10 protein-coding genes are annotated in these 12,206 nt (G+C 69.5%); 8 read left to right on the forward strand and 2 right to left on the reverse strand.

All coding sequences use genetic code 11. From position 1 onward, the window contains the following. From lpdA to ROY82_03085, 3 genes are read left to right on the forward strand one after another with little or no spacing between them, the layout of a single operon-like run. Positions 1-1,410: a dihydrolipoyl dehydrogenase gene (gene lpdA / locus ROY82_03075; protein MDT3681449.1), complete on the forward strand. Its 1,410-nt coding sequence runs from the start codon at positions 1-3 to the stop codon at positions 1,408-1,410. A 31-nt stretch (positions 1,411-1,441) separates the two neighbouring features. Beyond that, positions 1,442-2,596 (forward strand): aminofutalosine synthase MqnE, encoded by a 1,155-nt coding sequence (gene mqnE, locus ROY82_03080; protein ID MDT3681450.1) that lies wholly within the window; start codon positions 1,442-1,444, stop codon positions 2,594-2,596. A gap of 22 nt (positions 2,597-2,618) precedes the next feature. Further along, positions 2,619-3,437: a menaquinone biosynthesis protein gene (locus ROY82_03085; GenBank protein ID MDT3681451.1), complete on the forward strand. Its 819-nt coding sequence runs from the start codon at positions 2,619-2,621 to the stop codon at positions 3,435-3,437. 33 nt (positions 3,438-3,470) lie between these two features. Here ROY82_03085 and hslU read toward each other — a convergent pair whose 3' ends face one another. Together hslU and hslV are read right to left on the reverse strand one after the other, a co-directional pair. Beyond that, complete coding sequence (gene hslU / locus ROY82_03090; protein ID MDT3681452.1) at positions 3,471-4,775, reverse strand: ATP-dependent protease ATPase subunit HslU; 1,305 nt, start codon at positions 4,773-4,775, stop codon at positions 3,471-3,473. Continuing rightward, on the reverse strand, positions 4,772-5,365 hold the full coding sequence (gene hslV, locus ROY82_03095; GenBank protein ID MDT3681453.1) for an ATP-dependent protease subunit HslV: 594 nt from the start codon (positions 5,363-5,365) through the stop codon (positions 4,772-4,774). The genes hslU and hslV overlap by 4 nt, the downstream gene beginning before the upstream one ends. A gap of 150 nt (positions 5,366-5,515) precedes the next feature. Between hslV and ROY82_03100 the strand changes: the two genes are divergently transcribed. The 5 genes from ROY82_03100 (at position 5,516) to ROY82_03120 (ending at position 12,206) form a co-directional block, all read left to right on the forward strand. Beyond that, positions 5,516-6,145 (forward strand): thymidine kinase, encoded by a 630-nt coding sequence (locus ROY82_03100; protein ID MDT3681454.1) that lies wholly within the window; start codon positions 5,516-5,518, stop codon positions 6,143-6,145. After that, positions 6,142-8,760: a tetratricopeptide repeat protein gene (locus tag ROY82_03105; GenBank protein MDT3681455.1), complete on the forward strand. Its 2,619-nt coding sequence runs from the start codon at positions 6,142-6,144 to the stop codon at positions 8,758-8,760. The genes ROY82_03100 and ROY82_03105 overlap by 4 nt, the downstream gene beginning before the upstream one ends. 211 nt (positions 8,761-8,971) lie before the next feature. Next, positions 8,972-9,166, forward strand: coding sequence for a hypothetical protein (locus ROY82_03110; protein MDT3681456.1), 195 nt, complete (start codon positions 8,972-8,974; stop codon positions 9,164-9,166). Next, on the forward strand, positions 9,163-9,789 hold the full coding sequence (locus ROY82_03115) for a hypothetical protein (protein MDT3681457.1): 627 nt from the start codon (positions 9,163-9,165) through the stop codon (positions 9,787-9,789). The genes ROY82_03110 and ROY82_03115 overlap by 4 nt, the downstream gene beginning before the upstream one ends. Next, complete coding sequence (locus ROY82_03120) at positions 9,786-12,206, forward strand: hypothetical protein (GenBank protein ID MDT3681458.1); 2,421 nt, start codon at positions 9,786-9,788, stop codon at positions 12,204-12,206. Before ROY82_03115 ends, ROY82_03120 begins: the two co-directional genes overlap by 4 nt.

The raw sequence follows: 12,206 nt of genomic DNA on the forward strand, positions 1-12,206 counted from the left end.
ATGAGCGACCAGGCGCAGCACGACGTCGTCATCATCGGCGCCGGACCGGGTGGCTACGTGGCCGCCCTCCGCGGCGCGCAACTGGGCCTCGACGTGGCGGTTATCGAGCGTGACGCCGCCCTGGGCGGCACTTGCGTGCGGGTGGGTTGCATCCCGAGCAAGGTGCTCCTGGAGTCGACCCACCGCTACCGGGAGGCGCAGGAGAGCCTGAGCGAACACGGCGTGATCGTCGAGGGGGTGCGCCTGGATCTCGCCGCCATGCAGGCGCGGCGCGCCAAGGTCGTCAAGCAGAACACCGACGGCGTGGCGTACCTCTTCAAGAAGAACCGGATCACGCGCTACCAGGGCGAGGGCCGGCTGGCCGGCGACCGCACGGTGAGCGTTACCGACGGTGACGGGAAGGTCACTGAGCTGGTTGCCGAGAACGTGGTCCTGGCCACCGGCTCGATCAGTGCGAGCCTGCCTGGCGTCGAGGTGGACGGCGAGGTGGTCGTGAGCAGCACCGAGGCGCTCGAGTGGGGCAGCGTGCCAGAGCACCTGGCGGTGATCGGCGCCGGCTACATCGGCCTGGAGCTCGGCTCGGTCTGGTTGCGGTTGGGTTCCAAGGTGACGGTCATCGAGTACTTGGACCGCGTCCTGCCGGGCATGGACGCGGAGATCGCCCGCGAGGCCCTGAAGGTCTTCAAGCAGCAGGGCATGACGTTCGAACTGGGCGCCCGCGTGACCGGTGTAACCGTTACCGGGAAAGGCAAGGGCCGCAAGGCGAGGGTGAGCATCGAGGGTCGCGAGGACGTCGAGGCCGACAAGGTGCTGGTGGCCGTCGGCCGCAAACCCTCCACCGCCGACCTCGGGCTCGAGGGGCTCGGCGTCGAGCTCGACGAGCGCGGCCGCGTGAAGGTCGACGGCGGCTTCCGCACGAACGTCCAGGGGGTCTACGCCATCGGCGACCTCATCCAGGGCCCCATGCTCGCTCACAAGGCTGAGGAGGACGGCGTGGCCCTCATGGAACGACTGGCGGGGGGCGTGTCCGAGGTCGATTACGGCCTCGTTCCCGGCGTGGCCTACACCGAGCCGGAGATAGCCAGCGTGGGCATGACCGAGGAGCAACTCGAGGAGACCGGCGTGGAGTACCGCAAGGGCACCTTCCCGTTCACGGCCAACGGGCGCGCCAGGGCCCTCGGGTACACCCAGGGCCGAGTGAAGATCCTGGCCGACGCCACCACCGACCGCGTCCTCGGGGTTCACATAATCGGCCCAAGGGCCGGGGACCTCATCGCGGAGGCCGTGGCCGCCATGACCTTCGGCGCCAGCAGCGAGGACATCGCCCGCACCATCCACGCCCACCCGACACTCTCCGAGGCCGTCAAGGAAGCCGCCCTGGCGGTCGACGGCCGCGCCCTGCACATCTGAGCCGGTGGCCGAGCGGAGTTACACTCGCGGCATGACGGGTCGAACCCTCACCACGGAACTCACGGAGGTCGCGACCAGCGACCTCTACCGCGACCCGGCACTGGAGCGGATCCACGACATCGTGCTGTCGGGCGGTCGCCTCGGCATGGAGGACGGACTCGCCCTCTACCGCACTCGCGACGTCCCCGGCCTCATGCGCCTCGCCGACTTGGTCAGGCGCCGCAAGGTGGGCGAGAAGGCCTACTTCGTTCACTCCCTGCGCCTGTCGCAGACGAACGTCTGCTACGTGGGCTGCACGTTCTGCGGCTTCCAGCGCAAGCTCGGCGAGGAGGGCGTCTGGGACTACGACCTGCCCCAGGTATGGGAGTACGTCGACCGCTTCTGGCACCCGGACCTGACCGAGATCCACATCTCGTCGGGCCACCACCCCAAGCGGCCGTGGGACTACTACCTCGACCTCGTGAGCGGCCTCACGGAGCGTTACCCGGGCGCGCAGGTCAAGGCCTGGACCGCGGCGGAGATCCACCACTTCACGAAGATCACGCGCCCGCGGCTCGATTACCGCGAGGTGTTGTCACAGCTCAAGGACGCCGGCCTGGTGGCCATGCCGGGCGGGGGGGCGGAGATCTTCGCCGAGCGGGTGCGCAAGCGCATAGCGCGCGCCAAGGTCTCGGCCGACGGCTGGCTCGAAGTGCACCGCACGGCGCACGAACTGGGCCTGCCCACGAACGCCACCATGCTCTACGGGCACATCGAGACGCTCGAAGAGCGGCTGGATCACATGTTGCGGCTGAGGCAGCAACAAGACGAGACCGGCGGCTTCCGCTCGTTCGTGCCGCTGGCGTTCCAGCCCGACAACAACCCGTTGGCCGAGGAGCTGGGCACGCGCCACACGACCGGCGTGGACGACCTGCGCAACCTCGCGGTGGCGCGGCTCATGCTCGACAACTTCCCGCACATCAAGGGCTACTGGATCATGATCACGCCCGAACTCACACAGGTGTCGCTGTCGGCGGGAGTCTCGGACATCGACGGCACCATCAAGGACGAGAAGATCGCGCACGCCAGCGGCGCCGTGACCGAGCTGGGCATGAGCGAGCAGGACCTGGTGCAACTGGTGCGGACCGCCGGCCGCGTGCCGGTCAGGCGTGACGCCCTCTACAACGAGCTCAAGGTCTTCGCGTGAACGGGTGGCCGGAGCCGCGGGGGTGAGACCCGAGCGCCTCGGCATCGTCTCCTACACGAACGTCGCCCCGCTGCACTGGAGCCTCGAGCCCTGGAACGAGTCAGGGTGCGAAGTCGAGTTCGTCTACGGCGTCCCGAGCGAGCTGAACGCGGCGCTGGCCGACGGCCGGATCGACCTGACGCTCATCTCGTCGATCGAGTTCATCAGGCGCCGCAAGGAGCTCCGCGCGCTCCCCGACTTCTCCATCGCCACGCTGGGCAGCGTGCGCAGCGTGATGCTCTTCCACGAACTACCCTACGCGGAACTCGGCGGCGCGAGCATCGCCGTCTCCACCGACTCGGCCACTAGCGTGGAGCTCCTGCGCGTCCTGCTCGAGGGCGCGGGCATGCGCGCCAGGCTGGTGCCCATGGCGCCCGACCTGGACGCCATGCTGGCCGTCTGCGACGCCGCGCTGTTGATCGGCGACGCGGCGCTGCGGGAGGCCGTCCTGCGGCGGCCCGTGAACGGGTCCGTGCCGCTGGTCACCGACCTGGGCGAGGAGTGGTACCGCCTGACGCGCTTGCCTTTCACCTTCGCAGTGTGGGCGTCGCGCGCCGACCACCGCCCCTCCCAGCGGCTGGTCGCGGAGTTCCGCTCGGCGCGCGAACTGGGCCTGGGCAGGCTGGCGGAAGTGGCGGCCGAAGAGGCGCGCAAGCTCGGGCTCGAGCCCGGCGTCGTGCAGCGCTACCTGGCGAACTTCCGCTACTACCTCGAGGCACCCGACCGCGATGGACTTGCCGCCTTCGCAGCGCTCAGCGCGCCGGGCACGAGCCCGGAGGAGCTGCGCTACTGGGACGTGTAGCCGCCCGGCGCGCTGCATGCCCGGTTCGTGCGCCTACAGCACGTAGCGGCTCAGGTCCTCGTTCTCCACGATGTCGGCGAGCTTCCTCTCGACCAAGGCCCGATCGATGACCACCTCGCCCAGCTCCGTACCGAAGGCGATGTCCTCCAGCACGTTCTCGATGACCGTGTGCAGGCGGCGCGCGCCGATGTCCTCGACGTCCCGGTTCACGCGCTCGGCGAACTCCGCCAGCGCCACGATCCCGCTCTCCTCGAAGCGCAGGTGGGTGCCGTCCACGGCGAGCAGCTCGGTGTACTGCTTGGTGAGGGCGAAGCGCGGTTGCGTGAGTATGCGCTGCAGGTCCAGCGCACTGAGTTCCTCGAGCTCCACCCGGATGGGGAAGCGGCCCTGCAGTTCGGGGATGAGGTCGCTGGGCTTCGCGACGGAGAAGGCGCCGGCGGCGATGAACAGCATGTGGTCGGTGTTCACCGGCCCGTAGCGCGTGTTCACCTGCGTGCCCTCGACGATCGGCAGGAGGTCGCGTTGGACGCCCTCGCCCGAGATATCGGCCCCGCCGGCGCGTTCGCCGCCGGCTACCTTGTCGATCTCGTCGATGAACACGATGCCGAGGTTCTCCGCCCGGTCGACGGCCTCGCTCGCCACCGAGTCGTGGTCTATGAGCTTGTCCGCCTCCTCGTTCTCCAAGATCCTCGCGGCCTCGCGCACCGTGGTCTTGCGGCGGGTCTTGCGCTCTGGCATGAAGCGCTTGAACATCTCCTGCAGGTTGATGCCGGCCTCTTCCATCCCCGGCATGGGCATGGTGGCGGTTGGCTCGTCTTTCACCTCGATCTCGATGGTGCGGTCCGCCAGCTTGCCGTCCTTCAGCAGCACCCGCATGCGCTCGCGGCTGTCGCTCGACCCGCCGGGGATGAGGGCGTCCAGGAGGCGCTCCTCGGCGGCCTGCCTGGCGCGGCCCATGACCGCCTCCTTCTGCTCTCGTTCCACCATGGCGGCGGCGGCGTGGACCAGGTCCCTCACTATCCCGTCGACGTCCCGCCCGACGTAGCCCACCTCCGTGTACTTCGTGGCCTCGACCTTGAGGAAGGGCGCGCCCGCCAGCTTGGCGAGCCGGCGGGCAATCTCGGTCTTGCCCACGCCCGTGGGGCCGATGAGCATGATGTTCTTGGGGGTGACCTCGGTCTGCACCTCGAGGGGCAGGCGCCGGCGGCGGTAATGGTTGCGCAGCGCCACCGCCACCATGCGCTTGGCCTTCTCCTGACCGATGATGTGGCGGTCGAGTTCGGCGACTATCTCGATGGGCGTGAGGTCGGCGTTCCGCTTGACCAGCTCCGTCGTCATCGCGGCTCCTCCGGATAGGGGAACGACACGGGGTCGGCGCCCTCGATCGGCTCCGCCTCGGTTTCGCCGACGGTGAGGACAGTCGCGTTGCCGCTCGTGTAGATGTCGATCTCGGCGGCGATGAGCAGGGCGGTCCGAGCGATGTCGGGGGCCGGGAGGTCGCTATGGCGCAGGAGGGCGATGGCGGCAGCTTGAGCGTAGGGCCCGCCGGACCCCACTGCGGCCACCGGTTCGTCCGGGGCGATGACGTCGCCCACGCCCGAGAGGGTGAGGATCTGCTGGTCGTCGGCCACGATGAGGAGCGCTTCCAAGTTGCGCAAGGCGCGGTCCGTGCGCCACTCTTTGACCGTCTCGACCGCGGCCTTCACGAGGTTCCCCTTGCTTAGGTCCAGGTAACCCTCGAACTTCTCGAGCAGCGTGAAGGCGTCGCTGACCGCCCCGGCGAACCCGGCAACCACGGCGCCGTCCGCCAGCGGCCTGACCTTCACGGCGCCCCGCTTGACGATGGTCTCGCCCATGGTCACCTGGCCGTCTCCTGCGATCGCCGTGACGCCGTCTCGGCTGACGGCGACGATGGTAGTTCCGTGCATTCGGTTCACCCGGTGAGCGTAGCACCTGCGTCGTCACCGTCCGGGAGCAACGGCCGACCTGGTGCCTCGGCCGGCGAACGCCGCCGCCCACCGCCACCGAGGGCCTGGCACACGGTCGCCAAGGAGCCCCCAAGCGATAGCATGGCGTCCATGTCGTTGGGCCACACTTACTCCAGTGGTTGGGTCGAGGTGATCGCCGGGCCGATGTTCTCGGGCAAGAGCGAGGAGCTGATCCGCCGCGTGAAGCGCGCGATGATCGCCCGGCAGCGCGTGCAGGTCTTCAAGCACGCAATGGACGACCGTTACGCACGGCTGGCGGTGGCGTCTCATGACGGGCGCACACTGGAAGCCGAGCTGGTCTCGGGGTCGGCCGAGCTGCGCGCACGGCTGCTCGAGGGCACGCAGGTAGTTGCGATCGACGAGGCGCAGTTCCTCGACGCGGGCGTGGTGACCGTAGCGGAGCGCCTGGCCGATAGCGGCGTTCGCGTGATCGTGGCCGGCCTGGACCTCGACTTCCGCGGCGAGCCCTTCGGCCCGATGCCCGAACTGATCGCCCGCGCCGAGGTAGTGGAGAAGCTCACGGCCATCTGCCGCTGCGGCATGGCCGCCACCCGCACGCAGCGGCTCATCCTGGGCAAACCTGCCCACTTCGACGACCCGACCGTGCTGGTGGGCGCCTCGGAGAGCTACGAACCGCGGTGCCGGTCGTGCCACGTGGTCATGCGCAACGTGCGTGAAGTGCCGCTGTTCGAGGAACGGCCGCGCGAGGCAAGCGGTTGAGCGACGGCACGGACGACGCCGCCAAGGCGCCGCTCGAGGCGCGTTTATGGGGAGAACCCCGCTTCTTGCACCGTGGCGTGAAGGTCCGGCCCGCCTCGGCCAAGGCCCTGGCCCTGCTGGCGTACCTGGTGACGCAGGAGCGGCCCGTGGCGCGCGACGAGCTGGCGACACTCCTGTGGGGGCCCGGGAGGCTCGCCAACGTGCGGCAGGCCCTCTACCAGTTGCGCACCCTGCCGGGCGCCAGGGAGTGGCTGGTGGACGGCGGACCCAAGATAACCGTCCTCGCGGTCAGCGACATCGAGGGGCTGGAGGTAGCGGCCGATGACGCGCCGCTCGAGACGGTCGGCGCCCTCGAGGGGGAGGAGTTCCTCGCCGGAGTGGGCGACGGCCTGCCCGACCCCTACCTCGACTGGTTGGAAGGGGAGCGTGCGCGGACCGCCGACCTGGTTCGCGGCGCGTTGTCGGTGTCCGCGGCGGCACTGGAAGGCGCAGGTGACGTTCAGAGCGCCCTAGCACTCGTCAACAGGCTACGAGACCTCGACCCTTACGATGGGTCGGCCGAGAGGTCGGCCATGAGGCTCACCTACCTGGCCGGCGAGGCCGACAAGGCTCTGGCCGGTTACGCCCGGTTCGCGGCGCGCCTGAAGGGGGAACTCGGCAGCGAGCCGGATCCGCAGACCAAGGCGTTGGCGCGCAAGATCGAGCGCGGCGAAGCGCTGGCGCCGACGTTGACGCCGGCGGCGCTCAGCGACGCGGAGCGGCGGATCGTCCAAGCCTTGGCCCTGGCCCGCGGGGCCCTGAAGGTGGACGGCCTGGCCCGCGTGCTCGAGCGGCCGGCGTTCGACCTCGCCGCCGACCTTGCCAAGCTGGAGAGCCGCGGTTGCGTCGACGGCCACTTGAGCGTGAGCCCCGGGTTGAGAGACGAGGTCCTGAAGGGCCTGCCGGCGGCGCTCGGGCGCCTGCTGCACGAGCGCATCGCTACCGTCATGCTGGCCGAGAACGCCGCGGACCAGGGTGCCCTGGCGCGTCATCTGCTGGCCGCGGGCGAGCACGTCGAGGCGGCGCGCAGGGGCCTGAAGGCCGCGCATGAGGCGCTGGAGCGGGGCCGACAGACCGACGCCGTCGACCTCCTCTACCTGACGCTCTGGGCGTCGGCGAACGAGCCCGGGTTGAGGCTTGAGGCGTGCCTCTCCCTGGAGGGCATCGCCGCCGGCCGCGCCGATTTCGGGTTGCAGGAGGCGCTGCTGGCGGAGGTGGAGCGACTGGCCTGGGAGTCCCAGAGCGACTCGGCGCTGGCCGAGGCCAACGTCAGGCGCGCACGACTGCTGCTGGCGCAACGCAACGTCGGAGCTGCCGTCGAATGCGCGCTCACGGCGCTAAGGGTCGCGTTGCGGATCGGCGATACGGGCCTGGTGGCGCGTTCCAGGAACGTGGTCGGAGCCGCGCACTTCTTCGCGGGTGACTTGGACGGCGCCGCCCAGTCGTTCACCTACAACCTGGAAGCGGTTGACGAGGTCGAGCGCTACCGCGCCCACAACAACCTGGGCAGCATCCACGCCTTACGCGGCGACCTGGACGCGTCGCACCGCCACTTCGACGAGGCGCTCACGCTTGCCCGCCGTAACGCCAACCACCTCGACGTGAGCGCGACCCTCAACAACCTCGCCGCCAGCGCCGAGCGCCTGGGCGACTACCCAAGGGCCGAGAAGCACTTGCGCGAGGGGCTCGCGCTGGCCAGGCACAAGGGAGGAGGGCGCCACGAGGCGGAGATGCTGGTCAACTTGGCGGTGGTCTACGCCCGCCAGGGGCAGCTCGGGCCTGCCTGGAACACGACCGAGGAGGTCGGGCTGTTGGCGGCGGAACTCGGCGACGAGCGGCTGGCCATGCGCGTCGCCGAACAGCGTGCCGAGATCCTGACGCAGTGTGGTGACCTCGAGGCGGCCGTAGCCGGATTCGACTCCGCCCTGGCGGTGGCTGGGGAGCTGGGCGACGAGCGCAAGCTGCTCGCCCTCGGGGCTCAGCAGCTGCTCGTAAGGGCCAGGCTGGAGCCGACGCTGATGCCCGAGGCGGCCGCCGCGGCCACCGAACTCGAACGAGCGCGGCTTCACGGCATGGTCTCCTGGCTCAGGCTCGAACTCGCGCTGTTCGCCGCCGACCTCTCGTTCAGCGCGGACCAGCTCGCACTGGTAGGGGCCGCCGGCACCACCGGCGTTCACCAAGAACTCGTGGGGGAGATCGTGAGGCTGCGGTTGGGCCTGCTGCGTGGAGCCGACGCGGCGGTCCTCGCGGCCTCGGAGGAGGCACTTTGGCGTCTCGTGGGGGCCGGGCTGATACCACCCACGAAGGTGTGCGGCACCGAGGTCACCTCACGGCCCGAGCGTGTGACGATCGTCGAGCAGCCCCTCGCGCTGTTCCTGGCGCGAGCGCTCGAGGCAGTGCTCGAGGGCCGGGCGACCGGCGCCACGCCGGCACCGGTTGACGCGGCCGTCGCGGTCCAGCTGGAAGAGCAAGCCGCGGGCCTCCCGGCGAGACTCAGGCGCACGCTGCTCCAGGCACCCCTGAGGTGGCACTCCGGCCTCCTGTCCCTGCCGGCCGCCGAACGCCAGGAACCGTGACGATGACGTGTGGTTGCATGACTCGCCGTGCGCACCGCCGTGTAGTAGCCGCGGTTGCCGCAGCTTTGAGTTGGCCCCATCCGCCGTACTTTTGACACCCCGTTGACACCCTTTCGACTACGCTCTTCTCGACCGTTAACGCGCCAGGTGCCAGCGCGAGCACGCTGGTTCCGGCTCTGCCACTCAAGCCGTGGCGCAACGAGGGAGTAGTGTGAAGGACAGCAGTCACAGGTTCTTGTTGAAGGTCTGGTGCGAGTCGGGAGAAAGGCCGGGATGGCACGCGGTTCTTAGGGACGTCGTCGACGGGACGTTGCACGAGTTCACGGCTACGGAGGCGTTGGTCAAGTACCTGACCAGCCTCGACGGGATGGCCGGCACCGCACAGCTCGAGGAGGAAGTCGAATGAAGAAGAAGTTCGCTCTCGGTTGCCTCATCGTGGCGATCGCAATCATCGTCGTGGGTGGCGGCGCCGCCTACTTCTACATCATCAGGCCCCTGACCAACACGGTCAAAGCCGCCACTGAACTCGGCCGCATCACCGAGATCGAAGGCCGAGTGAGCAACAAGCGGTCGTTCACGGCCCCCACGGACGGAGAACTGAAGGCGAGCGACGTGGAGCGCTACCTCAACGTCACGCGCGCGGTGTCGGCCGGCCTCAAGGGCAAGGCGGCGGAGTTGGAGAGCAAGTACTCGCAACTCGTAGATGACGACAGCAACCCGAGCGTCCGCCAGGTCATCAACGCCTACGGCGACATCATCCGCCTCGTGGTTCAGGCGAAGGAGTTGCAGGTCAAGGCGCTCAACGCCGAGGGCTTCTCGCTGGCCGAGTACTCCTGGGTGCGCCGTGAGGTGTATCAGGCCGCCGGCATCGGCTACCACGCACTCGACCTGACGGCCCTGTCCGAGGGCGAAGTAGACGAGACGCAGAACGCCGGCCTGCAGGAAGCCCCTCCCAAGAACGTGGAGCTGGTGGCGCCTTACGTCGACGAACTCGACGAGTACATGCCGCTGGCCGTGTTCGGTCTGTGAAAGGCGCCCTCACGCCAGACCGCCCTGCGCGCGCCGCCCGGCCGCCCGGCCGCTTCAGGGGGCCTCTCGGCGTAGTCCTCGCGAGCTTCCTCGCCTTCGCCTGGGCGCCCAGCGCGCTGGCACAGGGCAGCGGAACGGACGCCGCCCTCGAAGAGTTGGCGCGTCAGCGGCGCCTGCTCGAGGTCGTGCGGGAAGGAGTCGACGGGTCTCGCTTCGATCTCGACGCCCTGCGGCTGGACGCCGCGTTCATGGACGCCACGGAGATCGGCGACGCCGTGGCAACGGGCTACGGCTTCGAACTCTACCGGGGCGTGCTGCGGGGGCCCGAGGGGACCCTCGTGTCGGGCGCCGGCAACGCCTTCGACCTGTCGTTGCTGTTGGCCACACTGCTGCAAGATGCCGGCTACGATTCGCGCATCGCCGTCGGCACGCTCGAGGCCGAGGACGCCGAGCGGCTGCTCGCTCGCGTCCTGGAGCCGGTGGAGGCGCCCGGCGCCACCGCCATCGGCGGTGACCGCCTAGCGGAACTGGCGCAGGCGGGCGGCGTGAGCGAGGCCGGACTCGTGGAGTACGGCCGCGCGCTGACCGCCGTCGACGTCACGTCCAGCGACCGCTATCAGGAGTCGGTCGCGGCGAGCGGCGCCCTCATCCAGGCGCTCGCCGGCGCCGGCTTCGATCTGCGGGGCGCTACTCATGCAGACCTGGTGGACGAGGCAGGGGAGTACGCCTGGGTCGAGTACCGGCTCGGCGCCACGGACGAGTGGGGCGCGTTACACCCCGCGTTCGGCGCTCAGCCGAGCCCGTCCGCGGTCGTGGCCGAGGAGTACCTCGAGGGCTCCGTCCCAGACCGCTTCCAGCACCGGCTTCGGATCGAGGTCGGGATCGAGAGGAAGCGGGGCGAGGTCTTCACCGAGGAGCCGCTCATGACCCCGTGGGAGCGACCCGTGGCGAACATGCTCGGCGTGAACCTGTCGGTGGCCAACTCGCCGCTAGGGCAGGGTGCCGGCGCGAGCCTGCAGGAGATCGCCGGCAGCATCGGCGACACCATGTTCTTCGTTCCCCTGCTGAACGGGACCATGGCGCCGGGAGCGCGCGCCTTCGACACGATGGGCAACCTCTTGTCGCCTGAGGACGCCGCCAGCCCCATGGCGGGCGTGTTCCAGACGGGGGCGGGCAAGCTCAACCAGGCGACGGGGGCGTTGGGGGGCCTCGGGAACGACGGCCCGGCGGACGACGAGCCTTTCGCGCTCACGGCACAGTTCGTGGACGTCGTCCACGTCGCGCCGGGAGGCGAAGAGAGCCGCCAGAGACGCTACATCTTCGACCGGCGCGCCGGCGACGCCCGCGCCTTGGGAGGTACGGCCCTGCTGGACGAGAGCGTGCTGCTGAACGGCATCCTGTCGAACATGGAGATCATGGTCACGGGAGGCTCGCTGCCGCTGGACTTCCTGGCGCTCGACACGACCGCACAGGGCATGCTCTACGTCGAAGCGATGGAGCGCCTCGTCCGGCAGCCCGACGCGTCGGCCCTGGAAACGGCCTTCGCGGACGTGAGGGGCCGCGATCAGTTGCTGCTGATGGCGCTCTTCGAGGCCTCGGCGTCGGGCGCGGGCGGTGTCGCCTACCGGGCAGAACCGACGGTGGTGTCGATACGGCAGGCGCTTACCGTCGGCGACTCGGTCGGGGTCGAGATAGGCGTAGACATCATGTTCAGCGGCCGCAGGTTCCTCGTGGACGGGCCGTCCGGCGTTACGGAGGATCCGGACGCCGCGGTCCTGGCCGGCGCCTGGGACACCATGGTCGAGAGGCTCTACATGCAGAGGTTCGATCCTGCGGTCGCCAGCGCGTACTCGGTCTTCGGAGCCGGGGCGCCTCTCGAGGTGGTGAAGAGCGAGGACGAACTCGCGGCCTCCGGCGCGCCGACCGCAGCGCTTCCGGCCATGCAGCGGGACCTGAGCGCCGGCAACGTCCTGGTCTACGCCGCTGCCCAACCGGGCGCGGACGAAGCCTTCGGTTACTGGCGGGTGGATCCACTGACGGGCGTGACGCTCGGAATGGGAACCGGCGGTCACGGCAGCGCGTTGACCGAGTTCCTCGTCGAGTTGTCGCCGAGCCTCGCGCTGGCGGCCGCGCTGGCCGTGCCGGGCGCCGCCCTGTGCGCCACCCAGAAGGGTGACGACCTCATACTTTGCATCTGTGACATGGTCACGGGGATCGCCATCTTCACGGGCATCGGCGTGGGCATCGCTGCCGCTTTCGGAGGCGCCACCGTCTTGGTGCAACAAGGAGTCGCCGTAGGCTCGTTCCTGGCCCTGGACCTAGGGGTGGGCGTTCCGTCGCTCTTCCTCGGTGGGCCTTGCACGTGGGTCGATAAGCTTATCGGCGACAGCGGGCCGCGTAGTTGCATCCTGGCCTGA

Origin of the sequence: Truepera sp. (genome assembly GCA_032027045.1) — a bacterium.
Taxonomy (GTDB): Bacteria; Deinococcota; Deinococci; order Deinococcales; family Trueperaceae; genus JAAYYF01.